General features: G+C 72.4%; 28 protein-coding genes and 7 pseudogenes. 4 read left to right on the plus strand and 31 right to left on the minus strand.

The features are described 5' to 3' along the window. Positions 1–3: 3 nt before the first annotated feature. The 4 genes and pseudogenes from G5V59_RS13170 to G5V59_RS36645 form a co-directional block, all read right to left on the minus strand. On the minus strand, positions 4–279 hold the full coding sequence (locus tag G5V59_RS13170) for an ATPase, T2SS/T4P/T4SS family (RefSeq protein ID WP_278256737.1): 276 nt from the start codon (positions 277–279) through the stop codon (positions 4–6). Next, on the minus strand, positions 216–743 hold the full coding sequence (locus tag G5V59_RS13175; protein WP_278256738.1) for a hypothetical protein: 528 nt from the start codon (positions 741–743) through the stop codon (positions 216–218). The genes G5V59_RS13170 and G5V59_RS13175 overlap by 64 nt, the downstream gene beginning before the upstream one ends. Positions 744–978: 235 nt before the next feature. After that, entirely contained in the window at positions 979–1,188 is a 210-nt protein-coding gene (locus tag G5V59_RS13180; protein WP_341351207.1) for a TspO/MBR family protein, read from the minus strand. Positions 1,189–1,249: 61 nt separating this feature from the next. Then, positions 1,250–1,462 (minus strand): annotated as a pseudogene (locus tag G5V59_RS36645) (TspO/MBR family protein); the annotation flags it as partial. A 9-nt stretch (positions 1,463–1,471) separates the two neighbouring features. Here G5V59_RS36645 and G5V59_RS13190 point away from each other — a divergent pair. Further along, positions 1,472–2,329 (plus strand): acyl-CoA thioester hydrolase/BAAT C-terminal domain-containing protein, encoded by an 858-nt coding sequence (locus tag G5V59_RS13190; protein WP_278256739.1) that lies wholly within the window; start codon positions 1,472–1,474, stop codon positions 2,327–2,329. Positions 2,330–2,332: 3 nt separating this feature from the next. Here the strand turns inward: G5V59_RS13190 and G5V59_RS13195 are convergent, their stop codons facing one another. From G5V59_RS13195 to G5V59_RS13315, 25 genes and pseudogenes are all read right to left on the minus strand, one after another. Next, complete coding sequence (locus G5V59_RS13195) at positions 2,333–2,515, minus strand: DUF1508 domain-containing protein (RefSeq protein WP_278256740.1); 183 nt, start codon at positions 2,513–2,515, stop codon at positions 2,333–2,335. 86 nt (positions 2,516–2,601) lie between these two features. After that, a complete protein-coding gene (locus G5V59_RS13200; protein ID WP_278256741.1) occupies positions 2,602–3,183 on the minus strand; it encodes a M15 family metallopeptidase in 582 nt (193 codons plus the stop codon). A 236-nt stretch (positions 3,184–3,419) separates the two neighbouring features. Further along, a complete protein-coding gene (locus G5V59_RS13205; protein ID WP_278256742.1) occupies positions 3,420–4,022 on the minus strand; it encodes a MazG nucleotide pyrophosphohydrolase domain-containing protein in 603 nt (200 codons plus the stop codon). A gap of 36 nt (positions 4,023–4,058) precedes the next feature. Further along, complete coding sequence (locus G5V59_RS13210) at positions 4,059–4,784, minus strand: hypothetical protein (protein WP_278256743.1); 726 nt, start codon at positions 4,782–4,784, stop codon at positions 4,059–4,061. A gap of 26 nt (positions 4,785–4,810) precedes the next feature. After that, a pseudogene (gene mfd / locus G5V59_RS13215) lies at positions 4,811–8,346 on the minus strand (transcription-repair coupling factor). Between the two features lie 119 nt (positions 8,347–8,465). Further along, positions 8,466–9,233 (minus strand): annotated as a pseudogene (locus tag G5V59_RS13220) (phosphate ABC transporter ATP-binding protein). 495 nt (positions 9,234–9,728) lie between these two features. Then, positions 9,729–10,355: pseudogene (locus G5V59_RS13225) on the minus strand (Ig-like domain repeat protein); the annotation flags it as partial. After that, positions 10,327–10,842: a substrate-binding domain-containing protein gene (locus G5V59_RS13230; protein WP_278256744.1), complete on the minus strand. Its 516-nt coding sequence runs from the start codon at positions 10,840–10,842 to the stop codon at positions 10,327–10,329. The pseudogene G5V59_RS13225 and the gene G5V59_RS13230, both read right to left, overlap by 29 nt. Before the next feature lie 93 nt (positions 10,843–10,935). Then, positions 10,936–11,556: a hypothetical protein gene (locus tag G5V59_RS13235; RefSeq protein WP_278256745.1), complete on the minus strand. Its 621-nt coding sequence runs from the start codon at positions 11,554–11,556 to the stop codon at positions 10,936–10,938. Positions 11,557–11,663: 107 nt separating this feature from the next. Continuing rightward, positions 11,664–11,837 carry a hypothetical protein gene (locus tag G5V59_RS13240; RefSeq protein WP_278256746.1) on the minus strand — a complete coding sequence of 58 codons (174 nt, stop codon included), beginning with the start codon at positions 11,835–11,837 and terminating at the stop codon, positions 11,664–11,666. Between the two features lie 411 nt (positions 11,838–12,248). Then, positions 12,249–12,674 carry a hypothetical protein gene (locus tag G5V59_RS13245; RefSeq protein ID WP_278256747.1) on the minus strand — a complete coding sequence of 142 codons (426 nt, stop codon included), beginning with the start codon at positions 12,672–12,674 and terminating at the stop codon, positions 12,249–12,251. Then, positions 12,622–13,422 carry a hypothetical protein gene (locus G5V59_RS13250; protein WP_278256748.1) on the minus strand — a complete coding sequence of 267 codons (801 nt, stop codon included), beginning with the start codon at positions 13,420–13,422 and terminating at the stop codon, positions 12,622–12,624. The genes G5V59_RS13245 and G5V59_RS13250 overlap by 53 nt, the downstream gene beginning before the upstream one ends. Then, a complete protein-coding gene (locus G5V59_RS13255) occupies positions 13,419–13,916 on the minus strand; it encodes a hypothetical protein (protein ID WP_278256749.1) in 498 nt (165 codons plus the stop codon). The genes G5V59_RS13250 and G5V59_RS13255 overlap by 4 nt, the downstream gene beginning before the upstream one ends. Beyond that, positions 13,913–15,811: a hypothetical protein gene (locus G5V59_RS13260; protein WP_278256750.1), complete on the minus strand. Its 1,899-nt coding sequence runs from the start codon at positions 15,809–15,811 to the stop codon at positions 13,913–13,915. Before G5V59_RS13260 ends, G5V59_RS13255 begins: the two co-directional genes overlap by 4 nt. Further along, positions 15,808–16,467, minus strand: coding sequence for a hypothetical protein (locus G5V59_RS13265; protein WP_278256751.1), 660 nt, complete (start codon positions 16,465–16,467; stop codon positions 15,808–15,810). The genes G5V59_RS13260 and G5V59_RS13265 overlap by 4 nt, the downstream gene beginning before the upstream one ends. Continuing rightward, positions 16,391–16,861: a substrate-binding domain-containing protein gene (locus G5V59_RS13270; protein ID WP_278256752.1), complete on the minus strand. Its 471-nt coding sequence runs from the start codon at positions 16,859–16,861 to the stop codon at positions 16,391–16,393. Before G5V59_RS13270 ends, G5V59_RS13265 begins: the two co-directional genes overlap by 77 nt. Continuing rightward, positions 16,750–18,084 (minus strand): ABC transporter permease subunit, encoded by a 1,335-nt coding sequence (locus G5V59_RS13275; RefSeq protein ID WP_278256753.1) that lies wholly within the window; start codon positions 18,082–18,084, stop codon positions 16,750–16,752. Before G5V59_RS13275 ends, G5V59_RS13270 begins: the two co-directional genes overlap by 112 nt. Beyond that, the gene (locus G5V59_RS13280) at positions 18,081–18,806 is read right to left on the minus strand and encodes a hypothetical protein (protein ID WP_278256754.1); all 726 of its coding nucleotides are present in this window, start codon (positions 18,804–18,806) and stop codon (positions 18,081–18,083) included. Before G5V59_RS13280 ends, G5V59_RS13275 begins: the two co-directional genes overlap by 4 nt. Further along, positions 18,703–19,029 carry an ABC transporter permease subunit gene (locus G5V59_RS13285; RefSeq protein ID WP_278256755.1) on the minus strand — a complete coding sequence of 109 codons (327 nt, stop codon included), beginning with the start codon at positions 19,027–19,029 and terminating at the stop codon, positions 18,703–18,705. Before G5V59_RS13285 ends, G5V59_RS13280 begins: the two co-directional genes overlap by 104 nt. Then, a complete protein-coding gene (locus G5V59_RS13290; protein ID WP_278256756.1) occupies positions 18,995–19,528 on the minus strand; it encodes a hypothetical protein in 534 nt (177 codons plus the stop codon). Before G5V59_RS13290 ends, G5V59_RS13285 begins: the two co-directional genes overlap by 35 nt. A gap of 284 nt (positions 19,529–19,812) precedes the next feature. Next, on the minus strand, positions 19,813–20,796 hold the full coding sequence (locus tag G5V59_RS13295; protein WP_341350934.1) for a serpin family protein: 984 nt from the start codon (positions 20,794–20,796) through the stop codon (positions 19,813–19,815). Between the two features lie 599 nt (positions 20,797–21,395). Next, a pseudogene (locus G5V59_RS13300) lies at positions 21,396–21,485 on the minus strand (DUF3817 domain-containing protein); the annotation flags it as partial. 126 nt (positions 21,486–21,611) lie between these two features. After that, positions 21,612–21,902: pseudogene (locus tag G5V59_RS13305) on the minus strand (SIP domain-containing protein); the annotation flags it as partial. Next, on the minus strand, positions 21,802–22,488 hold the full coding sequence (locus tag G5V59_RS13310; protein ID WP_341350935.1) for a siderophore-interacting protein: 687 nt from the start codon (positions 22,486–22,488) through the stop codon (positions 21,802–21,804). The gene G5V59_RS13310 and the pseudogene G5V59_RS13305, both read right to left, overlap by 101 nt. After that, the gene (locus G5V59_RS13315; RefSeq protein ID WP_278256759.1) at positions 22,403–23,425 is read right to left on the minus strand and encodes an MFS transporter; all 1,023 of its coding nucleotides are present in this window, start codon (positions 23,423–23,425) and stop codon (positions 22,403–22,405) included. The genes G5V59_RS13310 and G5V59_RS13315 overlap by 86 nt, the downstream gene beginning before the upstream one ends. Between G5V59_RS13315 and G5V59_RS13320 the strand changes: the two genes are divergently transcribed. Beyond that, positions 23,415–23,681 carry a hypothetical protein gene (locus G5V59_RS13320; RefSeq protein WP_278256760.1) on the plus strand — a complete coding sequence of 89 codons (267 nt, stop codon included), beginning with the start codon at positions 23,415–23,417 and terminating at the stop codon, positions 23,679–23,681. The genes G5V59_RS13315 and G5V59_RS13320 overlap by 11 nt on opposite strands. 156 nt (positions 23,682–23,837) lie before the next feature. Here G5V59_RS13320 and G5V59_RS13325 read toward each other — a convergent pair whose 3' ends face one another. After that, positions 23,838–23,972 carry a hypothetical protein gene (locus tag G5V59_RS13325; RefSeq protein WP_278256761.1) on the minus strand — a complete coding sequence of 45 codons (135 nt, stop codon included), beginning with the start codon at positions 23,970–23,972 and terminating at the stop codon, positions 23,838–23,840. Positions 23,973–24,119: 147 nt separating this feature from the next. Then, positions 24,120–24,837 (minus strand): annotated as a pseudogene (locus G5V59_RS13330) (isoprenyl transferase). Between the two features lie 214 nt (positions 24,838–25,051). Here G5V59_RS13330 and G5V59_RS13335 point away from each other — a divergent pair. Beyond that, complete coding sequence (locus G5V59_RS13335; RefSeq protein ID WP_278256762.1) at positions 25,052–25,636, plus strand: hypothetical protein; 585 nt, start codon at positions 25,052–25,054, stop codon at positions 25,634–25,636. Then, on the plus strand, positions 25,554–26,099 hold the full coding sequence (locus tag G5V59_RS13340) for an AIM24 family protein (protein ID WP_278259834.1): 546 nt from the start codon (positions 25,554–25,556) through the stop codon (positions 26,097–26,099). Before G5V59_RS13335 ends, G5V59_RS13340 begins: the two co-directional genes overlap by 83 nt. The last annotated feature ends 71 nt before the right edge of the window (positions 26,100–26,170 follow it).

Genomic DNA, 26,170 nt, shown 5'->3' on the forward strand with positions numbered 1-26,170 from the left:
CCCTCAGGCGGCAGCCATCTTCATGGTGCGACAACTGGACATGTGTGTCCGCAGCGACTCCTTCACCAGGTCCCGCAGCCGCACCTCGCCGGTGCCCTCGAGCCCCTCCTGCCGGGTCTGCAGGGCGACCCAGTCCGGGTGCGGGAACCGGATCTCGAAGACCTCCTCCGCGGAGATCACCCGCTCCCCGCCGGGGATCGCGGCGGCCAGGCAGTTCAGGAGCGTCGTCTTGCCCGCCTGGGTGCCGCCCGTGACGAGGATGTTGAGCCCGGCCCGCACCGAGGCCTCCAGCAACCGCGCCGCCCCCGGCGGCAGCGTGCCGAGCCTCCACCGAACCGGAGAGCCGGTGCGCACGGACCACGAACTTGCGGATGTTGACGGCCATGAAGCCCCGCGAGATGCCCTGCAGCACCACGTGCAGCCGGTGCCCGGCCGGGAGCATCGCGTCCACGAACGGACGGCTCAGGTCGATCCGCCGCCCGGTCGACTTGAGCATCCGCTCGACCAGGTCGCCGACCTCGGCCTCGCCGAGCACCAGGTTGGTCGACTCGTGCCGGCCGCGGCGGGCCAGGAACACGCGGTCCGGTGCGTTGATCCAGATCTCCTCGACCGTCGGGTCGTCGAGGAAAGGCTGCAGCGGCCCGAACCCGGCCACCCGCGCGACCAGACTCGCTGACCACCGTGTCCTGGTCCCCCACCGGAGGTACGACGCCGGTGAGGCTGCGCTCGTCGTGGGCGCGCACCAGGTCCCTCGCCAGCTTGCCGCACCGTGGCGACCTCTGCCTGCGGGTCGAGCCCGTCGCGTCGTACCGCCGCCCGGAGGTCGTCGTCCGGGCGCGCCAGGACGTCGTCGGAGGCGTGCGCGGACACGACCATGGCGGACTCCCGAGCGGACGACGGTGGTCGGCACGCACGCTAGCCCGCCGAGTCAACAATTGATAGGGCGTAGATGTCACATGTGGACAAACCGCGGGCAGGTCAGTTGAGGACGACGATCGCCAGGTTCAGCGCGGTCGCGAAGGCCACCCACGCGACGTACGGCACCAGCAGCCACGCGGCCAGCGGCGAGCGCCGGGCGAAGAGCGCGATCGTCACGCCCACCCCGACGAGGAGCGCGACGATGTCGACGAGCGCCCAGCCGTAGCGATCGGCGGCGAAGAAGAGCGGCGTCCAGGCCAGGTTGAGCAGGAGCCTGGACGACCCACGCGCCGAGCGCCGCGCGACCCGCGCCGGCCCGCCAGGCGAGCCATCCGGAGACGGCGATCATCACGTAGAGCACCGTCCAGACCGGGCCGAAGAGCCACGACGGCGGCGCGAACGGCGGCAGGTCGAGGGCGCGGTAGGTCTGGGCGGAGCCGCTGGCCGCGAGGCCGCCGAGCACCGCTACCGCCGCCACAGCGGCGACGAAGGGAGCCAGGCTCAGCCAGCCGGGCGTGCGGGAGGGACTCGCGAGGGTGCTCACGTCTCGCAGGTGCCCAGCGCGGAGCGCCGCAACCTAGGCTGGCGTCATGGAGGACGAGTGACCCGCGAGGAGCCCACCACGGGCATCGAGGGCGTGCGGTTCGTCCCCGACGAGCCGTCCGGTACGGCCGCGCTGGTGCTCGGCGGGTCGAGCGGGCGGGTCGACGCGGCCCGGGCGCGGCTGCTGGCCACCCACGGCGTGACGGCGGAGTCGGTGCGCTGGTTCGGCGGCCCCGGCCAGCACGACGGACCCTGGGAGATCCCGCTGGAGACGTTCCTGGACCGGGTCGCCGCGCTGCGCCGCGACCACGACCGGGTGCTGGTCGCGGGCGTCTCGTTCGGCGCGGAGGCGGCGCTGCTGACCGGCGCGCACTCCCCCGTCGTGGCGGCCGTGGCGGCGTTCGCGCCGAGCGACGTGGTGTGGGCGGACATCACCAGCGAGGGCCGGACCACCTCGCACTGGACGCTCGGCGGCGAGCCGCTCCCCTTCGTCCCCTTCGACCCGGACTGGGAGCCTGCCACCGACCCGCCCGCCTACGACGGCCTCTACCGGGTCTCCCGGGAGCGCTTCGCCGATCGGGTGCCCGCCGCGATCATCCCGGTCGAGCGGATCCCCGCGCTGCTGCTGGTCGCCGGCGGCGACGACCGGGTCTGGCCGGCGGTCGAGCACGCGACGGCGATCCGTGCGCGTCGTACGGCCCACGGGCACGAGACCGTCCTGGTCACCGACGCCGGGGCCGGGCACCGGACCGTGCTTCCGGGCGAGCCGGTGGTCCTCGCCGGCCAGCGGATGCAGCGCGGCGGCACGGAGGAAGCCGACCGCCGGTTGGGCCGGGCCGCGTGGGCCGCGCTGCTCCGCCTGCTGTGATCCTCAGTCGGTCTGGTCGTCGATCGTCGCGCCGGCGGCGGCACGCTGCACGGCCTCGGTGCCCTTGATCGCCGCCGACTTGGTCTCGTAGTCCTCGCCCACGGCGACGACCCGGCCGTTGGACGCCTTGAGCCGGAAGCGGAACTTCCCGGCCTTGTCCTCGTACACCTCGAACTTGCCCGCCATCACGAACCCACCCTTCGAAGCCGGCCGGACCCGGTGCCCGGCCCTCGGCGCCGACGCTAGTGCCCGGCGCGGCGCGGCGGAAGGCGTCAGATCCCGCAGGTGGGCGCCGACCAGGAGCGCGTCGACTGGATCGCCAGGTGCGCGTGGTCGTCGTGGTCGGGATAGCCCGGCCCGAGCACCTGCCGGAACGCCGTGGAGCGGGCAGCGCGGGCGATCCCGCAGATCGTCGTGGCGCTGCTGCCCGGGACCAGGTCGATCGCCCGTCCGTAGAGGTGGTTGCTGTTGGAGGCGCCGCCGACGCGGCGGTTGCACTCGGCGCTGCGGTAGGCCGAGGTGACCCGGAGCGGCTGGTCGCCGAGGCGGTGCCGCAACGCCTCGGCCCGCCACATCACCTGCATCAGGTTGGCCTTGACCTGGGCCACCGTCGTGCCGGACACCGGCGTCGGGAACCCGCCGAAGCACACGTCGTCGACCTCGCTCCAGTCGAAGTGGACCGGCGTGCAGTCGGCGTCCTGCAGGGCGTAGATCTTGCTGAAGGTGGCCGGCCCGGCGATGCCGTCGGCACCCAGCCCGTACGCCGCCTGGAACCCGCGCACCGCGGTCGCGGTCGCCGGGCCGTACTGCCCGTCGACGGTGAACCCCTGGTCGTAGCCGATCCACCCGGCCACCCGGATCTGCAGGCTGGGTCACGTCCGCGCCCGAGGCGCCCTCGCGCAGCGTGCGCCCCCACGTGTAGCACTCGTCGGCCTGGGCCGGCGCGGACGCGGTGACCACCAGGCCCGCGGGGAGGAAGGTCAGGAGCAGGGCGGTCACGAGGGTGACCGGCCAGGACGGACGGGTACGACGCATGGGGGGCCTCCGGATGCCGAGTCATCACGGGCCGCGGGCGCGGCCACCGGCACACCTACCGCGCAGGGGCGACGGGGAAACCCGCGATCCTCAGAGCCGGGTGCGGACCGCGTCGCGCAGCGCCTGCTCCGGGTCGACCCCGGCCGCCCGGGCCTCGGCGACCAGCCCCAGCAGCCGCTCGCCGATGTCGGCGGAGGCGGGCTCGAGCGGCGCCGGCGTGCCGGCCCGCTCCAGCCGGTCGAGCACCTTGTCGGCGTACAGCAGGGCGGGGAGGGCGGGCGGGATGCCGTCGTCGAGGCGCCGGCCGGCCTTCTCGGTGGCCTTCACCTGCTGCCACAGGTCGTTGACGGCCGCGGCGTCGAGTCTCGCCGGCGTCGACGTCGCCGAAGACGTGCACGTTGCGGCGGATCATCTTGGCGGTGATCCCGCGGGCGACCTCGTCGAGGCCGAACTCGCCGCGCTCCTCGGCGATGGCCGCGTGGAAGACCACCTGCAGCAACAGGTCGCCGGGCTCCTCGGCCAGGTGCGACCAGTCCCCCGACGCCTCGCCGTCGTCGACCGCCTCGACCGTCTCGTAGGTCTCCTCGAGCAGGTAGCGCACCAGCGAGCGGTGGGTCTGCTCGCGCTTCCACGGGCACTCGGCCCGCAGCCGCCGCATCACTGCGACGAGACTCGTCGACCGCGCCGGGCTCACTCATCGCCGGGCCGTGCGCGGGCTCATGCGCCGGGCTGTGCCTGCGGGGCGCTCGCGGCGCCGCAGCGCTGGGCGGCGGGCGGCTGGGCGGCCTGCTGGGCCGTCAACCGGGCGAGGCTCGTTGCCCTGGCGGGCGGCACCGCTCACCGCGACGGACAGGTCGTCGCCGAGGAAGCCGTTCTGCTTCGGGTCCCGGGTGCCGAGGCTGGGGTTGAGGTGGACGTCGTGCCCGTCGAGCCAGGTGTCGACGACCTGGGTGCCGGCGGCGAGCGCCGCGTCCTGGCTACCGGGCTGGCCGGTCTGCGCCACCAGGCTCCTTGTTGCCGATCGCGAGCAGCGGGTCGCTGAGCCGCAGCCTGGATCCAGGTCAGCCACTCGAAGGAGTCGAAGTCCTCGTCGTCGACACCGTTGCCGATGTTCCAGGAGCGCTTCACCAGGTCGGGGTCGATCGTGCCGGAGGGCAGCGTGACGTCGTACTTGCCGGCGAGCTTCTCGACCGCGATCGCCTGCGCCCAGTTCCACGCCAGCCTGCGAGCGGACGCTGGCCTTGGCGTAGACGGGGGCGCCGTCCTCGGTGGCCAGTAGCGAGCAGAACGCCGCGACCGTGTCGTCCACCCGGGACAGCCGCACCGACTCGCCCTGCACGGACGCCGCCACGCCGGGCTCCGGCGCGTCGTCGGTCGGGCCGCAGCCGGCCAGCAGGGCCGCCGCGGCGACAGCGGACACGAGAGAGGTACGACGGCGCACGGTGCCTACTCCTTGGGGTCGATGACCGAGTCGAGGACGAGTCGCGCCCATTCAAGCAGGGCGACCCCCTCCAGCGGCGTTCCCGTTCGTCCCGGAGTGCCCGGACGCGGCACCAGCACCGACTCGAGCCTGGTGCTTGACGATCGACTTCGGGTAGAGCCGGTTGAGCCGGATCTGCCGCGACTCCGGCAGCACCACCGGGTGGAAGCGGACGTTCTTGCCCACCGTGGTGACCTCCTTGACGCCTGCCGCACGCACCCGGGCCCGGAACCGGGCGACGAGCAGCAGCGCGGTGACCTGCTCGGGCGGCTCGCCGTAGCGGTCCTGCAGACTCGGCGACCACCTCGTCCACGTCGGCGTCGGTGCGGACCTCGGCGAGGCGCTTGTAGATCTCCAGGCGAAGCCGCTCGCTGGGGATGTAGTCGTGCGGCAGGTGGGCCTCCACCGGCGAACTCGATGCGGACCTCCTCCAGGCTGCTCCGGGGCGCCGCCGTCGTCGCGGAAGTCGCGGACGGCCTCGCCGACGAGGCGGACGTAGAGGTCGAAGCCGACGTCGGCGATGTGCCCGGACTGCTCGCCGCCGAGCAGGTTGCCGGCGCCGCGGATCTCCAGGTCCTTCATCGCGATCGCCATGCCGCCACCGAGGTCGGAGTGCTGGGCCAGGGTTGCCAGCCGCTCGTGCGCGGTCTCGGTGAGCGGCTTCTCCGTCGGGTAGAGGAAGTAGGCGTAGGCCCGCTCCCGCGAACGACCCACCCGGCCGCGCAGCTGGTGCAGCTGGCTCAGCCCCAGGGTGTCCGAGCGCTCGATGATCATCGTGTTCGCGTTGGAGACGTCGATGCCGGACTCGACGATGGTCGTGCAGACGAGGACGTCGAAGCGCTTCTCCCAGAAGTCGAGCATCACCTGCTCCAGGCTGGTGCTCCCCCATCTGGCCGTGCGCCGTGGCGACCCGCGCCTCGGGCACCAGGCTCGCGGATCTTCGCCGCGGCCTTCTCGATCGAGCCTGACCCGGTTGTGGATGTAGAACACCTGGCCGTCACGGAGCAGGCTCGCGCCGTACGGCGGCGACGACCGGCGGTCCTCGTAGCCCCCGACGTAGGTCAGCACCGGATGGCGCTCCTCGGGCGGCGTGGTGATCGTCGACATCTCGCGGATCCCCGTGATCGCCATCTCCAGCGTCCGTGGGATCGGCGTCGCGGACATCGACAGCACGTCGACGGAGGTGCGCAGCCGCTTCATCGCCTCCTTGTGCTCGACACCGAAGCGCTGCTCCTCGTCGACGATGATCAGGCCGAGGTCCTTGAACGTGGTCTCGGCGTTGAAGAGCCGGTGCGTGCCCACGACCACGTCGACCGTGCCGTCGGCGAGGCCGGCGATCGTCTCCGCGGCCTCCTTGTCGGTCTGGAAGCGGCTCAGCGGCTTGAGGATCACCGGGAAGCCGCTCATCCGCTCGCTGAAAGTCGCCAGGTGCTGGTTGACGAGCAGCGTCGTCGGCACGAGGACCGCCACCTGCTTGCCGTCCTGCACCGCCTTGAACGCCGCCCGCACGGCGATCTCGGTCTTGCCGTAGCCCACGTCGCCGCACACCAGGCGGTCCATCGGCACCGTGCGCTCCATGTCCCGCTTGACCTCATCGACCGTCGTCAGGCTGGTCGGGGGTCTCGTGGAAGGGGAAGGCGTCCTCGAGCTCGCGCTGCCACGGGCTGTCCGGGCCGAAGGCGTGGCCCTGGGTGGCCTGGCGCGCGGCGTACAGCCTTGATCAGGCTCGGAGGCGATCTCGCGCACCGCCTTGCGGGCGCGGTTCTTGCGCTTGGTCCAGTCGCCGCCACCGAGCCGGTCGAGGCTGGGCTGCTCGCCGCCGACGTACCGGGTGACCTGGTCGAGGGTGTCGGCCGGCACGAACAGCCGGTCCGGCGGCCCGCCGCGCTTGGAGGGGCCGTACTCCAGCACGAGGTACTCCCGCACCGCACCCTGCACCTCGCGCTGCTTCATCTCCACGAACCGCCCGACGCCGTGCTGCTCGTGCACGACGTAGTCGCCAGCCTTGAACTCCAGCGGGTCGATCTGCCGCTTGCGTCGTACGGGCATCGCGCCCTTGTCGCGCGTGCTGGCCTTGGCGCCGACCACGTCCTCGCCGGTGAGCACGACCAGGCCGCGCGTCTCCTCGACGAGGCCGTGCGCGAGCGCGCCGCAGGTGATCGTGACGACCGCCGGGTCGAGGCTCGCCCCGGCGGGGATCTCCTCGACCAGCCGGGCGGGGACGTCCTGCTCGCCCAGTGCCTCGACCATCCGGTGCGCGGGCCCGTGCCCCGCGTGCACCACCACGACGGGCCGGCCGGCGCGGTGCCAGCCGGCGATGTCGGCGAAGGCCTTCGCCACGTCGCCGCGGTACGACGGCGCGGGCTGTGCCGAGGACGGCACCTCCTCGTCGAGCCCGAACGGGCTGAACGTCCACCAGCCTCTGCCCGCGCCCCCGCGCGTGCGCCCGCACGTCGCCCAGGGAGTGGTACGACGCCGCCTGCAGGTCGATCGGCGCCTGTCCCCCGCTCGCCGCGGTCGCCCAGGACGCCGCCAGGAACTCCTCGCTCGTCGCCACCAGGTCGTGGGCCCGGGCGCGCGCCCGCTCGGGGTCGAGCACGAGCACCTGGGTGTCGGCCGGCAGCAGGTCCACGAGCAGGCTCGAGCTCGTCGACGAGCGCCGGGATCAGCGCCTCCATGCCCTCCACGGCGATGCCCTGGGCGAGCCTTGTCGGTGATCTCCAGCAGCTTGCGGGTGGGTGCGGCCCAGGCTCGGCGGCCCGGGCCCGCACCTCGTCGGTCAGCAGCGAGCTCGCGGCACGGCGGCGCCCACAGCCGGTCCACCTTCTCGATGGTGCGCTGGTCGGCCACCGCGAACGAGCGGATCTCGTCCACCTCGTCCCCGAAGAACTCCACCCGCAGCGGGTGCTCCTCCGTCGGCGGGAACACGTCCACGATGCCGCCGCGCACCGCGAACTCGCCGCGCTTCTCGACCAGGTCCACCCGGGAGTACGCCGCCCCGGCGAGCCCCGCGACCACGTCCTCGATCTCGGCGGTGTCCCCGGTCGCCAGGCTCCACCGGCGTCAGGTCCCCCAGGCCCTTGACCTGCGGCTGCAGGACCGAGCGCACCGGGGCGACCAGGACGTTGACCGGCGCGGCCGTCGTACCCGCCGCCCCGGGGTGGCACAGCCGCCGCAGCACCGCGAGCCGGCGGCCGACCGTGTCGCTGCGCGGGCTCAGCCGCTCGTGCGGGAGGGTCTCCCAGGCTCGGGTAGTAGGCCACCCCGCCCGGGTCCACCAGGTCCCCCACCTCGGCCACCAGCTTGCTCGGCCTCGCGGGTCGTCGCGGTGACCACCAGCACGGTGCGGCCCGAGCGGGCCAGACCCGCCACCAGGAACGGTCGCAATGCCTCCGGCCCGGTCAGGCTCACCGGTCGGCTGGCGGGCCTGCGTCGCCTCGGCCAGCGCGGTGGCCAGGGCAGGGTCGGCGAGGACGGCGTCGGCGATGCCGGCGAGGTGCACGGGAGCTCACTTCCGGGGGTGGGACAGCACGAGCGCCCCCGGTCGGTGAGGACCGGGGGTGTGCTTCCAGCGTACTGAGTCCCGCCGACAACCCGGCCGGTCGCCGGGGTCAGCCGAGATCAGCCGAAGCGGCCGTTGACGTAGTCGTAGGTCCGCGGGTCCTGCGGGCTCTGGAACATCGCCGTGGTGTCGCCGTGCTCGACGATCACCCCGGGCGTGCCCTGGGAGGCGAGGAAGAAGGCGCACTGGCCGGAGACCCGGGCGGCCTGCTGCATGTTGTGGGTGACGATCACGATCGTCACCTCCCGCGCCAGGCTCCAGCATCGTCTCCTCGATGACCCGGGTCGAGGTCGGGTCGAGGGCCGAGCAGGGCTCGTCCATGAGCAGCACCCGCGGGCGGATCGCCAGCGAGCGGGCGATGCACAGGCGCTGCTGCTGACCGCCGGACAGCCCGCCGCCGGGGGCGTCGAGCCGGTCCTTCACCTCGTTCCAGAGACCGCCCTTGACCAAGCAGGACTCGACGAGGCTCTCCTTGTCGCTCCTCTGCATCCGGGTGCCGGTGAGCCTTGAGGCCGGCGAGCACGTTCTCGCGGATGGACATCGCGGGGAACGGGTTGGGCTTCTGGAACACCATGCCGATCGAGCGGCGGGCGTCGATCAGTCGCTTGCCGGGGTCGTAGATGTCCTCGCCGTCGAGAAGCACCTCACCAGCGAGCCGGGCCGAGGGCACCAAGCTCGTGCATGCGGTTGAGGATGCGCAGGAAGGTCGACTTGCCGCAGCCGGAGGGGCCGATCAGGGCGGTGATGCCGCCGGCGGGCATGGTCAGCGAGACCCGGTCGAGCACCTTGTGCGTGCCGAACCAGGCGGTGATGTCGCGCGCCTGCAGGCTCGGCCAACGCCGCCGGGGCCGGTCCGTCGACCGAGGTCGCCGGGTCGAGCCGGGGCACCGGCGGCAGGGTCTCGGTGTCGGCCGAGAAGGAGTCGTGGCCCGGCGGGGGGCGGCGAGAGGGTCATGCGGATGTCCTTCGGATGGTTCAGGGCGGAGCCCGGGCGGCCGCCGTACGACGGCCGCCCGGGTCCGACGGGTCACTTCTGGGTGATGACGAAGGCCTTCGTGGCCTTCGGGGCGAGCGCGTTGCCCGCCCAGGTGATGACGAGCGTCTTCTTGCCCTTGGGCAGGCGCGCCAGCGTGAAGGTCGCCTTGCCGCCGACGAGGGTGCCCTGGCCGACCACCTTGGCGCCGAGCCTTCACCACGACCTTGCCGGTGGCCTTGGCCGTCGTCCCCACGAGGGTGACGGCGACCGTGCCGCGGGCGCGCTTGCCCTTGGCGACCGTGGCCGGGAAGGACTCGGTGATCGACGCGGTGGTCTTGACCGCGACGACCGCCGGGGTGGCGTCCGTCGAGCCCTTGAAGGCACCCGGGTTGGCCGGCACGAACTGCGCGGCGTACCGGTGCGTGCCCGGGGCGGCGCTGACCAGCCGGGTGGCGGAGCCACCGGAGACCGGGACACCGGAGGCGACGACGGTGGCGCCGTCGCGGAAGGTGACCGTGCCGGTGGCACCAGCCGGGGCCACCGTCGCCCTGAGGGTCACCCGGCGGGCCGAGGTGCTCGTGGCGAGGGTGTTCACCGAGGTCGCGACGGCGACCGGGACGGCGGTCACGCTGACCGTCGCGGTGGCGTCCGAGGCGAGGAAGCCGTCGTTCGGGACGAACAGCGCGGTGTAGGTGTGCGAGCCGCCGGCGACGCCGGTGAGCGTCTGGGTGGCGTGGCCGCTCGTCAGCGCGACACCGCTCTGCAGCGTGGTGCTGCCCTCCTTGAAGGTGAACGTGCCCTGGGCGGCCGGGTCGGACGACACGGTCGCGGTCAGGACCACCTGGCCGGGGGTGTTGCTGCTGGCCTCGAGCGTGGAGGTCGTGGCGACCGCGGCGTTCTCGTGACCGTTGTAGGTGAAGTTGGTCGTCGGGTTCTGGGTCTGCTCACCGCAGACACCGCCGTCGGCCTCGATGTCGAGCTTGCTTGAAGCCGGCGGCCTCGATCGGCGCGCGGGCGGCGTCGGAGCAGAAGAAGCCCGTCGAGCCGAACACGGCCTGGACCTTGTCGTTGGCCACATCGGCACCACGCACCACGTTGTACAACGCACGCTGCGCGGTCCAGCCACCCTCGATCCGCAGGGTGTCACCCAGCAGCGAGGCACGACCCACCGAGAACGGCGCGACCGCGTTCGGGTCGCTCTTGATCGCGGTGTCGTCGTGCTCCTGGACCTCCGCGACCGAAGCAGCCAGCGTGACGTCCACACCACCGTTCATCGCCTTCAGCTGCGCCACGAAGAACGACCGCGTGCCCGAACCACCCTGCGGGATCTTCGGCGCGATCACACCAGCAGTGCCACCGACCTGCGACCAGTTCGTGATCTCACCCTTGTAGATCCCCACGATCTGGGCCGGCGTCAACGTCGCCGGAGCGTTCGAGACGACGTTCTTCGACACCGCCATCGACAAACTCGTCCACCGCGAACGGGAACTGCTGCAGACCATCGGACTTCTCCGCGTCGTTCAACGAGTACCGACGCCCGCGCGAAGTCCACATCAGGGTTGTTCGTGCCCGCGTGCAGCAGGTTCTTGCCCGCACCCGAACCGTTCGGACGCGTGATCGCACCACCGGGCAGCGTGATCGTGCCACCACCGGTCGCAGCGAACGAGGCCACCTTGAACGCCGGCGCCGGAGTCTTCGCGTTCCACGCGTTCGCCAACGAGTACACCGCGTGCTGGCTCGTGTCCGAACCCACACCGATCAGGTCGGCGGAGGCCGGGGTGAAGTCGGTGTCGTCGGCGTTGCCGGGGTTCACCGTGAAGTTGCTGGTGGGGTTCTGGGTCTGCTCGCCGCAGACGCCGCCACGGGCGTCGGTCGCGAGCCTGCTTGAAGCCGGCGTCGCGGATCAGGGCGCGGGCGGCGTCGGAGCAGAAGAAGCCCGTCGAGCCGAACACGGCCTGGACCTTGTCGTTGGCCACATCGGCACCACGCACCACGTTGTACAACGCACGCTGCGCGGTCCAGCCACCCTCGATCCGCAGGGTGTCACCCAGCAGCGAGGCACGACCCACCGAGAACGGCGCGACCGCGTTCGGGTCGCTCTTGATCGCGGTGTCGTCGTGCTCCTGGACCTCCGCGACCGAAGCAGCCAGCGTGACGTCCACACCACCGTTCATCGCCTTCAGCCTGCGCCACGAAGAACGACCGCGTGCCCGAACCACCCTGCGGGATCTTCGGCGCGATCACACCAGCAGTGCCACCGACCTGCGACCAGTTCGTGATCTCACCCTTGTAGATCCCCACGATCTGGGCCGGCGTCAACGTCGCCGGAGCGTTCGAGACGACGTTCTTCGACACCGCCATCGACAGACTCGTCCACCGCGAACGGGAACTGCTGCAGACCATCGGACTTCTCCGCGTCGTTCAACGAGACTCGACGCCCGCGCGAAGTCCACATCAGGGTTGTTCGTGCCCGCGTGCAGCAGGTTCTTGCCCGCACCCGAACCGTTCGGACGCGTGATCGCACCACCGGGCAGCGTGATCGTGCCACCACCGGTCGCAGCGAACGAGGCCACCTTGAACGCCGGCGCCGGAGTCTTCGCGTTCCACGCGTTCGCCAACGAGAACACCGCGTGCTGGCTCGTGTCCGAACCCACACCGATCAGGTCGGCCGCCACGGGGGTGAAGGTGGTGTCGTCCGGGTCCGCGGCGTGCGCGGACGGCGCGTTTGCCGCGAGCAGCGCGCTGGTCACGAGGGCGCCGGTCAGCGCACCCGCGACAGTTCTGCGTACAGACATCTTTTTCTCTTCCTCGGGATGTTGGGTACTTCTCGGATGGGTGGTGCAGGTGGAGCAGTCGGTGCGGTCGGTCAGATCAGGTTGGGGATCAGCCGCATGGCGGCGTCCGTCGTGAACCACGCGAGCGCGATGGCGACCGGTGCGGCGACGACCCACACCAGGCCCACCGACCACCGCAGCCGCGCCGCGATGACGCCGAGCGTCAGGGCGAGGAGGAGGAGCAGACCGAGGCAGACCGACGGGAGGGACTCCACGCCGCGGGCCATCACCTTCTCCGAGTCCGGTACGGCGGGCCCGTACCTGCCCGACGCCGGTTGTCCCTTCGGCGCCTCGGCGTCGACGTAGATCGCCTCGCCCGGGCGGAGCCCGGAGAACCGCCCCGCACCCTCGGCGCTCACCAGGGTGAGCCGGGCTGCACCGGGCTTGGCCGGCTGCGGGCTGGGGTCACCGGAGCGGCGCAGGCCGAGCACGGTGAAGGCCACCTCGCCCTGCCCCATGGTGACCTCGATCCGGTCCCCCGCGCGCAGGCTCGTCGAGGCGCCCGAACGGGCCGCCGTACGTCGCCGCGCGGCCGTAGACGAGCGACGTCCCGGCCTGGCCGGGGAGCACGGTGCTGCGCAGGTGCCCGGGCCCGGCGAACAGGTCGCCGGGTGCGGTTCCCTCGACGACGACCTGCTCCACGTCCAGCCTTGGGGATCCGCAGGATCGCCACGGGCGATCCGGGCTCCGCGGTGCCGTCGATCGGCGCCGTCGCTGCCGCGAGACTCGACCCGGAACTCCTTGAACAGCAGGTCCTGCGAGCGGGCGTGGGAGATCTGGGCGAGCACGAGCACGTGCAGGAGGGCCCACACGCACAGCAGCGCGATCATCGTGGAGATGCTCGACCACATCGCGGCCGTGCCCTGCGCGGGTGGGCGCGGGGCCCGCGGCGGGCGCTCGGCCCGCCGCGCGGGCGCCACCCGCAGGCTCGCCTGCTCCGGGACCTCCGGGGTCTCCGGGGTCTCCGGAGGCGTCACGGTCGCGGTCATCCGGCGCTCCGGCGGCGACCGACGAGCCTGGGACACCACGGAGCCTGGCGATGGCGAGCGCACCCACGACGAACAGGGCGGGCAGCAGCACGTTGCCGAGGTCCGACTTCTTCCGCGGGGTCGCCGCGGTCTCGACGAGCCTGGTCGGTCGTGGTCGTGGGCTTGCCCGCCGCGGTCTTGGCGGGGTCGCCTCCGGCGGCGGTGGCGGGAGCGTCACCGGCCGCGCCGGAGGGCGGCGTGCCGGTGGCGGGGTTCTTGGTGCCGTCGGGGGTCTTCGTCGGCGGCTTCGTCGTCGCGGGCACCCGCTGCGCCTCGATCGCGTCGGCCGTCTCCTGCGCGGCGCGCCACATCTGCGCGGTCACACCGGACTTGCGCAGAGGCAGGTAGCCACCCGGCAGGTCGCCGTTGCCGCGACCGGGCACCTGGCCCTCGGTCGTCGCGATCCGGACGAAGGCTCGCGACCTGCTTGGCCTGGGCCTTGTCCAGGTTGCGCATCCGCGCGGTCGTGTAGACCACCATCGTGCCCGGGTAGGCGGTGCCGGCGGCGACGACGTCCTTCTGGGACACCGCGAAGGGCTCGTACTTCTTGGCCTGGTGCATCAGCGAGACCGCCTTGGCGAGCGTGCCCGGGCTGGGCGCGACGTACGTCCCGGCGGTCGTCTGCAGGGCCGCGGAGCGCATCCCGAAGCGGTCGGCGTCACCGAGGCTCACCAGGCCGAGCATGAAGCGGGTGCCGTAGTTCTGGCGGTCCTTGCGGCCCAGGCTTGTACGTCGCGGTCGCGGTGTCGTAGTCGCAGCGGGTCTGCACGTTCGGCCAGGAGTCGATGAGCGCGTCCGCGATCGTGCGCAGCGTCGAGACCGGCGAGGCGAGACTGGGTGAAGTAGACCGTCGGGTTCTGCTTCAGGCACTCGTTCTGCGTCTGCGGGACGTAGGTGTCGAGCAGCGGCCACTCGTCGCGCGGCGACTCCAGGCCCTGGTACGACGGGTTGATCTTCATCCCCCACGGGTCGGGCTTGCCGGCGATGAAGTCCATCGCGTCGGCGTCCTGGGCGATGTACGCGGTGATCTGGCGGATCAGGTCCGAGGACACCGAGAGCGACAGCAGCGTCGCGCCGGCCTCCTGCGCGTTCTGGCTCAGCCCCTTGTTGAGGGAGACGAACTCGGGGTCCGACATCAGCGCCAGGGGGTTGCCGGACATGCCGGGATGCCCGCGACCGAGGTCGGAGCCGAGGTAGGCTCTGGGTGAGCAGACTTGGCGATCAGGCGTGCGTTGAGCCGCAGCCGGTCGTACTCGCCGCCGTTGTCGGGCCGGTCGATGGTGTAGCCGACGCTGAAGCCGGTGATCGCGGTCGGGGCGTACCCGACGGGGTCGGCGCCGAGCCTGGGCGTGCTCGGAGGAGACGAACGCGGCCGGGCCCGAGCCGCCCTCCATGTTCTCCCAGCCCGCGTTGTCGGGCATCTGGCTGAGCGCGAAGTTGAACCGGTCCTTGCGCAGGCAGTACGCCGGCGCCCACTGCAGCGCGGCCTGAGCCATCAGCCGGAGCCGAAGAACTTGGTGGGCGCGCGCGGGTCGAGGATGTCGCACACGCCGGCCGGCAGGCCGAAGGTGACCGGGATGCTGAAGCGGTTGCGCCAGTTGGACGCCGACCACCACAGCGACGGCGAGACGGCCTGGTCGACGCCCTCGTCGGCGAAGTTGCTGGAGCCCACCGGAAGCCGGCCGCCCTTGCGGCAGGCGCGGTCGGTCGAGGTCAGCGTGGTGCCGGCCGGCTTGTCGCAGGCTGATCCCGAGGATCGGTACGACGACGATCGAGCAAGCCACCTTGTCGGAGCAGCCGAGCGACTCGTTCTCGACGTCGGAGCGCACCTCGAACTGCACCGATCCGTTGCCCTCGGGGTCGGTGAAGGCCGCCAGCTCCGAGGGCGGGAAGGCCGCGTCGATGCCTGCCTCCGGCGGCATCTTGTCCGCCGCGCACGCCGGGTAGGACTTGCCGGACTTGGCGACGAAGGCGGTCAGGTGGGTGTTGGCCACGGGTGAGTCGAGGCCCTTGCAGGCGTCCGCGGGGAACGGGTCGATGCCCGAGACCGGCTGCCGGTCCGCCGGGTCGGCGTACCGGTCGGCCAGCCAGGTGGACTCCGCCCGCGAGGTCAGCCGTTGGCTGCGCTGCGCGACCGAGGAGGTCCAGCAGGTCTCCGGGCGGACCCGGTCCTTGAGGGGCAGGTCGGCGTCGTCGCGCCCCCGGCACTGCATGATCACGACGGGGTACTCCTGCAGGAGCCCCTTCTCGCCGTAGGGGTTGCTGGCGCGGCCGGCGCTGGGCCGGGCGCCGCTCCAGGAGATGTGCACCCGCTCGCGACCGCGCAGGTCGGTGGTGCGGTCCGCCCTGACCGTCATGTCGTACGACGACGACAGGCCCGCGTCCGGGTTGCCGTTGACGTCGAGCACGTCGCGGCTCACCGTCTTGGTCCGGGTGTAGCCGCCCGCGGCGGCGACGGTGACGGCGGACGAGGCGGGACCGGCGTCGGCCGAGGGGGCGCCGGGCAGGACGGCGAGCGCGACGGCGGCCACGGCGAGGACGCCGAGCACGCGGCGGCGCGCGCTCACCGGCCCGCTCCGGCCGCGCGGCGCCGGCGCAGCACCGACACGAAGAGACCCGGCAGCACCACCAGCGCGATCGACTCGATCACCGCCAGCCAGCCGAAGGTCCGGCTGTCCGAGGGCCGGTCGGAGACGAGCAGCGGGTTGGCGTAGACGTCGCCACCGGCGACGGTGACGCCGGTCGTGCCGGAGCCCGGGATGACGGCACCGGTCTCCGGGTCAACGACGGGTGCGGTGCCCGTCGCCGGTCCGCCCGCGCCGGCTGTCCCGGTGCCTCCTGATCCGGTCGCGCCGCCGGTGCCGGTGCCGCCCGTCGTGCCCGGACCGCCTTTCTGGTCCGTCGACGGGGCGCCGGTCCCGGTCCCCGTCGTGCAGGGGCCCTGCCCGACCTTGTCGCAGGCGGCCGGTTGCGGTGCCTTGTCGGTCAGCACGTTGTGGCTGAGGTTCTTGCCGTCGAAGGTCGGGTTGTTGCAGGACTTCACGTCGCGGTTGGTCAGCACCACGCCGTTGTCGGCGGCCTTGAGCTTCTTGACCTGGTCGAAGCCGGCCGAGACCAGGTTGAGCGTCAGCGGCGAGTAGCCGTAGTCACCGGCGTCGCCCTGCCCCTGGCACAGCGAGTGGTAGAGGAAGTCCGCCAGCGTCTGGCGCTTCGCGGTCGTCATCCGCGGGTCGTCGGCCCCGGTCGGGATGATCATGTAGGAGTACGACGACAGCGGGTAGGCCCGCGGGTCCGGGTTGCGGTAGACCCCGTCGAGTTCGCTGGGTCAGCGTGGTCCTGTCGATGGTCGCCTTCGTCAGCGCCACAGCCACGTTGAAGGTCGTGGGCTCGACGAAGAAGCCGCCCTTGTTGAGCACCTTGACCACCGGGTAGCCGGCGTTCTTCGGGTAGGCGTACTCGACGTAGCCGATCGTGCCGTTGCCCGCGAAGCCCTTGATCGTGTTCATCACCTGGTCCGAGCCGGCCTGCGCGGTCTGGTTGCCCTTCTTGGGGAAGTACGACGTGAGGCCGGACTTGCCGAAGTAGGGGCGCCAGATCGAGGGGTACTCGGCGTCCATCCAGCGGGTGAACTGGGCCGTGGTGCCGGAGCCGTCGGAGCGGACGACGGGGGGTGATCGGCAGGCTGGGGAACTTCCGGCCGTTGTTGTCCTTGCTGATCGCGGCGTCGGACCAGTTGGTGATCTGGTTGGTGAAGATCTTGGTGATCGTCTCGCCGGACAGGCGCAGGTTGCGGACCTGCTGGTTGCCGATCTTGAGCCTGGTAGGTGAACGACGTGCCGCCCGCGACGATGGGCAGGTAGGCGTAGGGCCGGTCGCTCTTGTCGGCCTGGCCGCTCTTCTCGTCGTTGCCCTGGTAGGGGATCTCGGAGATGGCGTAGTCGACGGTGCCGTCGGCGAAGGCCTTGCGGCCGGCGCTCGAGCCGACGCCGCTGTAGACGACCTTCATGCCCTTGCTGTCGACGTCGCCGATCCACTTGTCGACCATCGGCTTGGACCAGGTCGAGCCCTTCCCCTCGATCGTCGCGTACGCCGCGGCCCGCTGGGCGGGCGCGCCCGTGGCGCTGGTCCCGGCCGGGCCGGTGAGGACGGTGAGGAGCCCGACGGCGGCGAGGATCGCGAGCGTCGTACGGCGGGCGGACATCATGAGCCTGCTCCGGTTGTTCAGAGGTGCGGTGAGGGCGCGCGCCGCGCGCTTGAGGAGGCCCGGGCCCGACCGGTTGCCGGCGGGGCGGGCGATGAGCCGGGCGATGACGAACAGCACGAGGACGAGCAGCATCAGCACCGCCGCGGCCCCGAAGGCGCGGTCGATGAGCGCCGGCTCGCCGCTGCGGGCGCCGTTGTAGATGTAGAGCGGCAGCGAGTTCATCGCCCCGCCGAACGGGTTGGAGACCATGAAGTTGGCCGCGCCCGAGGTGAGCAGCACCGGGCTCGTCTCGCCGATGCCGCGGGCCACGCCGAGGATCACCGCCGTGGCGAGGCCGGGCCGGGCGGTCGGCAGCACGACGTGCCACACGGTGCGCCAGCGGCTCGCGCCCAGCGCCAGGCTGGCCTCGCGCAGCGTGCCCGGGACGACCCGGAGCACCACGTCGGAGGCGCGGGCGATGATCGGCAGCATCATCACCGAGATCGCCATGCCCGCAGCGAAACCCGACGGAGGGACGTCCAGGGTGAGGATCAGCACCGCGTAGATGAACAGGCCCGCAACGATGGACGGCAGCGCCGTCATCGCCTCGACGACGGTGCGCACGATCCGGGCGAACCGGCCGCCGACCTCGGTCATGAAGACGGCCGTGCCGATGCCGAGCGGCAGCGTGACGAGCAGCGCGAGGCCGAGGCTGGATGAGCGAGCCGGTGATCGCGTGGGCGACGCCGCCGCGGTCGAAGCCTGCCTTGGGGTCGACGCCGGCCATGTCGTCGAAGAAGAAGTTCGGGTGCGGCAGCGCGTGGCGCCCGCGCAGCAGCACGAACACGATCGTCGAGACCAGCGCGGCACCGACGACGAGCGCGGCACCGGTGACGATCGTTCCGGCGACCCGGTCCTTCACCTCGACCCAGGTGCTCGTCATCGTGGTGAGCAGCGCGGTCATCACCACGCCGGCGACGAAGAAGACGATGAGGAACCAGGGCACGCCCGCCAGCGGCAGGAAGCGCTGGGTGATCAGCCAGGCGACGGCGGCCGCGGCGACCCAGGCGCCGATCCGGACGTAGAGACTCGTCGGCGTTGGGAGAGCCGATCGCCAGCCGGGGTACGGCGGGCGGGGCGTCGTCGTCGCGGACGGGCAGGTGCGTGGTGCCGGTCGTGCCGGTGTGCGTCGTGGTCGTGGTGCTCATGCGTCGGCGTCCGCTCCGGACCGGCTGCGGTTGACGATCATCGCCGCGCAGGTGTTGACGACCAGGGTCAGCAGGAAGAGCACGAAGCCGGCGGCCAGCAGGGCCGAGAGCCTGCGAGGGGCTGGCCTCGCTGAACTGGATCGCGATGAGCGAGCCTGACCGAGATCGCACCGACCTCCAGCACGTGCCACTTGATCTCGAAGGCCGGGGAGATGATCAGCGCGACCGCGATCGTCTCACCGAGCGCCCGGCCCAGGCCGAGCATGGTGCCGCCGATGATGCCGCCGCGGCCGAAGGGCAGGACGACCGAGGTGATCACGCCCCAGCGGGTCGCGCCCAGCGCCAGTGCGGCCTCCCGCTCACCCGGCGGGGTCTGCGAGAAGACCTGCCGCATGATCGCGCAGGCCATCGGCAGCACCATCATGGCGACCGGTACGGCGGCGCAGAGCGAGCTCGCGACGTACCGCGACGGCAGCCAGACGGGGCTGTCCGGGTCGGTGCCGCTGACCTCGAAGAACGGGATCCAGCCGAAGTTGCGCTGCAGCCAGTACGCCAGGCTCCGCGACGTGCGGCATCATCAGGAAGAAGCCCCACAGGCCGTAGACGATCGACGGCACCGCCGCCATCAGGTCCACCAGGGAGACCAGGAAGCCCTTGATCCGGTTGGGCGCGTACTCGGTGATGAACAGCGCCGTCAGCAGGGCCAGCGGGAAGGCCACGGACATGGCCAGGAGCGCGATCGTGACGGTGCCGACCAGGACGCCGGCGATGCCGAGCAGGTCGAACTCCGGCTGCCAGCGAGCGGTGGTGAGGAACTGGATGCCGTAGTGCCGGAAGGTCGGCACCATCTGCGCGGCGAGGAAGATGCCGACGCCGCCGGTGATCACCAGCATGGAGGCGCCGACGACGCGGAAGACGTTGACGAAGACGGCGTCCCCGCCCGAAGGCCTGCGCGAGATGCGGCGCGGGGACGCTTCGGGCGCGCTCGGATCCGAAAGGGGCAGGCTCGTCACACGTCGTCCTCAGTCGTGGCACCCCGAGTGGGCCTGTGGAGATGGCGCGCCGGGCAGCGCGACCTCCGGAACGGTGACGGCGGTGGAAGGCCGATCGGGTGGTCCCAGGTGAACGGCCGGGGAACGTAAACCCGTCTTTCGCTGAAATGAGGCCGGGCAGGGGTTTAGGACCCCGCGGAGGTGGGGTCGGTCACGCGCCCGACGAACAACGGCGTGCCGTGCTCGATGTCGTGGATCGTGAAGAGGAAGGGACGGTCCACCCTGAATTCTTCGGTCACCGGGACCGCGGTCGCCGCGACCACCGCCGCCGTCGCGGCCGCAGCCTCGGTGCCCTCCTCGTCGACGGCGACGAAGGCCTGGTGCACCACGTCGGAGACGACGAGGTCGAGGTGCTGCTGCGTCATCGGGCTGAGGTCCGCGGCGTCGGTGAAGGCGGTCCGCATCCCGAGCGACTGCAGGCTCTCGACGAGCGAGGCGCTCGTGCGAGAGGTCCAGCGCGGCAGGGTCAGGTCGACCGCGGCGTGCCTCCCGCCGGTCGTGAACGCCGCGAAGCCGTGCTCCGCCGCCTGCCGCTCGACCGCGGCGAACCGCCCCGGGTCGGGCAGCACGATCGTCATCGCGGTCCCCCGCCCGGCGTACGGCACGGTGAGCGCGCGCCAGCCCGGGCCCGTCCGGAGGGTGCCGGAGGCCGACGGGTTGCGCATCAGGTCGGCCGCCACGCTCGAGCCGTCGGCGCGGTGGAAGTCGCCCCTCGCGGTCAGGCCCTTCTCGAAGGGCTCCTCCCACGGCGCCTTGAGGTAGATCGCGTTCACCAGGACCAGCCGGGTGTCGGTGGTCAGCACGCCCTCCGCGAGCAGGTCGACGATCCGGTCCTCGGTCCGCTCCTCGACCCAGTCGTTGACGAGGACCCGCGCCTCCTCGGTCGCGCCCCGGAAGTCGACGCCGCGCAGCGCTGCGCCGTACTCCTTCGCCAGCAGGTCCACGAAGTCCGCCGACCAGGCCACGCCGCGCTGGCCGAAGAGCCTGGTTCGCCGTCGCCAGGGCGAGCTCGGCCTTCGAGCCGTCTCCACGCTCCTGCTCCCCCGCCAGCGCGTCGATCCCGGAGGTGAGCGCGTTGAGACCCTTGTGCCACCGCTCGCCGAGGGCACCGGCTCCGAGGACGTGGCGCATCTCGGCCGCCGTCGTGCCGGCCGCGCCCGCGAGCGTCATGCCCAGTGCGACCAGGACGGAGTACGGCGAGAGGACCACGTTGGCGCCGGTGGTGCGCAGGCCGTCGTACAGACCGCCGGCCAGGGTGTCGAGGCCCGCCACCACCGCGGGGACCAGGCTGGGATCGCCGGCTGCACGCCGTACGTCGGAGGACACCAGACTCGATGTCCGTCCCCGCGGGCCGCGGCGTGCCGCCGCCCGAGCAGGAGGTCAGCGCGGTCGCCCCCAGGGCGAGCAGGACCAGGCGGAGGGTGTCGCGACGATCCATCATGCTCGTGCGACGGAGGCCGAGCCGGACCGGTTCCGTCAGGACCCGGGCGGACCCACGACCAGGGCGGCCCCGGTCAGCACGGCCACGACGGCCACCGCCACGGCCAGCCCGCGCAGCGGGTTCGTGAGCAGCCAGCCGACCGCGCGGTCCGGGGCAGAGCCTGCCCGCACCCTGCGGGAGCCGCCACGTGTCGCCGAGCCAGCCCTTGCGCGCCGCCCACCACTCCAGCGGCAGGGTCGCCAGCGGCGGGACCGCCGCGACCAGCGCGAGCAGCCCCCGGCCGGCGGACCAGCGACGGTCCACCCACACGACGGCGGTCGTGACGACGTAGGCGACGAAGACGACGCCGTGGAGCATGCCGAAGACGCGCACCCCCAGGCTCGGTGGTCTCGGTGACGTACTTGAGGAACATCCCGACCAGCAGGCCGGTCCAGGTGATCGCCTCGGCGATCGCGACCGTGCGGAACAGACGGGTGGGGGTGCTCATGCGGTGCTCTCCTCTGCGGCTAGCGCGGACTTCCACTCGCGGAAGGTCTCCTCGGTGCGGCCCTGCTTCCAGTACGCCGAGACGGAGACGTCGTCGCGCGGGACGGCGCGCTCCTTGAGCAGGTACGGACGGATCTCGCGCATCACCTGCTGGCCCTCGCCGTGCACGAAGGCGTGCACGCGGCCCTCACGCCACGGCAGCGCGCGGACGGCGTCGGCGAGCGAGGGGTGCGCGGGGTCGGAGCGGTGCAGCCAGGTCAGGCTCGACACCGGCGGGCACCTCCACGTCCTGCTGGTACGACGCTCCGTCGACCTGCAGCACGACGTACCCCTGCGCGTCGGCGGGCAGCGCGGCGAGTGCCTGGCGGATGGCCGGGATCGCGGCCTCGTCGCCGGCGAGCAGGTGCCAGTCGGCGGCCGGGTCGGGAGCGTAGGCGCCCCCGGGACCACGCACCGCGATGGTGTCGCCCGGCTGCGCGGCCGCAGCCCACGGGCCGGCGATCCCCTCGTCGCCGTGCACGACGAAGTCGATGGACAGGGTCCCGGCGGCGACGTCGGGCGCCAGTGCGGTGTAGGTGCGCAGGGTCGGCCGGCCGCCGTTCTCCAGGCTCGGCCGGGTCGCCGAAGACGAGCTTCGACGTAGCGGTCGGTGAAGTCGCTGCCGGCGAAGGCTGCGAGGTCGCCGGAGAAGTCGATGCGGACCATGCCCGGCGTCAGCCGGTGCGTGCGCTCGACGGTCAGCAGCGTGATCGGCTTGGAGGGCTTGCTCGCCGGCTGGGGGGTGGTGCTCACGACTCCCGAGCGTAGCCACCGCCTCGCAGCCGGCCCCCGCTGCCCACGGCCAGGCCGACCAGCAACGAGACGAGGATCGCACCGGCGCCGATCAGCACGCAGCGCTCGAACCCGTCGTGCAGCGCGCGGCCGGTGCCGAGGAGCGGACCGAAGACGGCGACACCCACGGCGGCGCCGACCTGCCGGGAGGAGTTGAAGACGGCCGAGGCGGCGCCGTGCAGTGCGACGGGCACGGCGGCGAGGGACTGCGCGGTCAGCGTCGGCACCACCAGCCCGGCCGTCAGGCCGACCGGCAGCAGGGCCAGCACGAGCGGCCACTCCGCCTCCGCCCGACTGGTGAGGGCGACGGCCACCAGCGACACGGCGAGGCCTGCTTGTCCGGCGGCGACGACGGCGCCCCGCCCGAAGCGTCGGCTGGCCGCCGCGGCCCGCAGGTTGCCGAGGGAGATCAGCCCGGTCAGCGGCAGGAAGAGCAGCCCGGTGGTCACGGCGTCGAGGCCACGGCCCTGCTGGAGCGTCAGGCTGAGCCCGAAGAGCAGGCCGTAGAAGGTGAAGTTGAGCAGCACCCCCTGGACGGCCGACGAGCCGAACCCCCGGTCGGCGTACACCGCGGCGGGCAGCAGGGGCGCCGCCGAGGTGCGCGCGGTGTGCACGAAGGCGGCGAGCCCGGCCACCGCCAGCCCGAGGGCGACGAGCACGCCCGGCGCGCTCCAGCCCTGGGCGGGCGCCTCGATCAGCCCGAACACGAGGCCGCCGATGAGGAGCGTGGCCGCGGCCATCCCCTGCACGTCGGCCCGTCGCGGGCGACGCGCGAGGTCGGGTACGACGCGCAGGGCCACGACCACGGCCGGCAGACCGACGACCACGTTGACGCCGAACACCGCACGCCAGTCCAGCGCGGACACGAGCAGGCCGCCGAGCAGCGGTCCGGCCGCCATCCCGATCCCGCCGGCCGCGGCCCACCAGCCGAGCGCGCGGTGCCGCGCGTGCTCGTCGGCGGCGGTGGACGTGGCGAGCACCAGCGAGCCTGGGCAGGAGCAGGGCGGCACCGACACCCTGGACCGCCCGCGACACGTCGAGCACGAGCATCGTCGGCGCGGCGGCACAGGCCGCCGACGCCGCGGTGAGCACGACCAGCCCGGCGACGAAGGCCCGCCGGGCGCCGAGCGCGTCGGTGAGGGCGCCCGCGCCGAGCATCGCTGCCCCGAAGCCGAGGGTGTAGGCGTTGATGGTCCACTCCAGGCTCGGCGCGGGTGGCACCGAGATCGCCGGTGAGCCGGGTGAGCGTGAGGTTGACGATCGTGCTGTCCGCGTACACCAGGAAGGACGCGGCCGGGGCGAGCACGACGACCGAGATCCGCCGTTGTTCGACTGTCATAGAACTAACGTAGCCGTTGTTCCACATTCATGGAACAACACAGTAGGCTCGCGTCATGGAGACTCGACGTCGTGACCGTGCTGCGGGCGCTGGCCGACCCCGTCCGGTTGGGTCTGGTCCGCCAGGCTCCGGTCGAGCGAGGCTCCCGTCGCCTGCGGCACCTTCGACGTCGCTGTCGCGAAGAACACGCTGAGCCACCACTTCAAGACCCTGCGCGAGGCCGGGGTGATCAGCACCACGCGCGAGGGCACGGCCGCGCTCAACACCTTGCGGGAGGACGCGCTGGACGCGGCCTTTCCCGGCCTGCTCGACGCCGTCGTCCCGCGCGAGCGGCGCTAGGAGCCGAAGCGGCGCTCCCGCTGGGCATAGGCCCGGATCGCGCGGAGGAAGTCGACGCGGCGGAAGTCGGGCCAGTAGGCCTCGCAGAAGTAGAACTCCGACTTCGCGCTCTGCCAGAGCAGGAAGCCACCGAGGCGCTGCTCCCCCGACGTACGGATGACGAGGTCGGGGTCGGGCTGTCCCTTGGTGTAGAGGTGGTCCTCGATGTGCTCGATGTCGATGAGCCTGCGCGAGCTCGTCGAGCGGGGTGCCCTTCGCGGCGTGCTCGGAGAGCAGGGAGCGCACGGCGTCGGCGATCTCGCGGCGCCCGCCGTAGGCGACGGCGACGTTGACGATCATCCCCTCGACGTCGGCAGTGGCCTCCGCGGCGGTCTTGAGCCGCTTGGCGGCCGAGTCGGGCAGCAGGTCGAGGGCACCCACCGGGTGCAGCCGCCAGCGGCGCTGGTCGGCCAGGGAGTCGACCGCCTCGACGATGATCTCGAGCAGCGGCTCGAGCTCACGGGCGGGACGGTTGAGGTTGTCGGTGGACAGCAGCCACAGGGTGACCACCTTGATGCCGACCTCGTCGCACCAGGTCAGCAGCGGCTCGATGTTGGCGGCGCCGGCGCGGTGCCCGTGGGCGGTGTCGCGGCCCACGGCCTTGGCCCACCGGCGGTTGCCGTCGAGCATCACCCCGATGTGCTGCGGGAGGCTGTCGGGCATCCGCCGAAGCATGCGCGCCTCGTAGGCGGGGTAGAGCACCCGCCGTAGACCCCGCTTCCAGTCCGCCACCTCTCGATCGTAGGCCACCCGGCCTCCGTCCGTGGGGCGCCGAACCGGATCCGGCGCCCGCGCCCTTCCAGGGCGACCACCGGGCTGACACGATGAGCCGCAACGGCCGCGCCGTGCCGCGGCCGACCGGCACCACAACCAGAGAGGTACCACGACGATGACCGCAGCCTGCCTGGCATCCGGACCCCACCGGCCGCCACGAGCTCCGCTACTGGGACGGCTCCCAGTGGACCGACCACGTCTCCGACAGCGGGGTCCAGTCGACCTCGCCGCTCAACGGCGACCCGGCCGCGGGCGGTGCCGACGCGGGTCAGGCGCAGTCCGAGCAGCCGGCGACCGAGGCGGCCTACGCCGACCAGGGCCAGCCCCAGGGCCAGCCCCAGGAGCAGCCCCAGGAGCAGCCCCCGTTCCAGCAGGAGCAGCCGCAGTTCCAGCCGCAGGGCCACCAGCCGGCCGAGCAGCCGTGGGCGCAGCAGCAGCCCGCGCCGTCGTTCGGCGGACCGGCGAACGTGCAGGTGCCCGCGGACGCCTTCGCCGGCATCTCCGGCAGCCTGATCGACGGCCGCTTCACCGAGGTCGAGGGCGCCGGCGCGGTGCTGCAGAACAAGCGTCTGCTCCGGGTGCGCATCACCGAGCCGTTCATGGCCAAGCAGGGCGCGATGGTCGCCTACCAGGGCAACGTGAACTTCGCCTACCAGGGCGGCGGAGCGGCCAAGTTCCTCAAGAAGGCCTTCACCGGTGAGGGCCTGTCCCTCATGCGGGTCGAGGGCCGGGCGACGTCTTCCTCGCCGACGCCGCCGACGAGGTGCACATCCTGCAGCCTGCAGAACAGCGGCCTGTCGGTCAACGGCAAGAACGTGCTCGCCTTCTCGGCCGGCCTGGACTGGAACGTGGAGCGGGTCAAGGGCGGCAGCATCGCCGCGGGCGGCCTGTTCAACACCACCCTGCGCGGCACCGGCTGGGTGGCGATCACCACCGACGGTGACCCGGTCGTGCTCAACCCGGCCGAGGCGCCGACCTTCGCCGACGCCCAGGCGCTGGTCGCCTGGTCGGTCCACCTGCAGACGTCGATCCGCTCGACGTTCACCGCCGGCTCGCTCATCGGCCGCGGCTCGGGCGAGGCGTTCCAGGTCGCCTTCCAGGGGCAGGGCTTCGTCATCGTGCAGCCGTCCGAGGGCGCCACGGTGCCTCCGCACACGCACTGACACCACCTCCGACCGGTCGGTTCTCGGCGGCCGGATGAGCGTGAGATCACGCTCGTCCGGCCGGCGTGGCG

The sequence above is a fragment of the Nocardioides convexus genome (assembly GCF_011090295.1).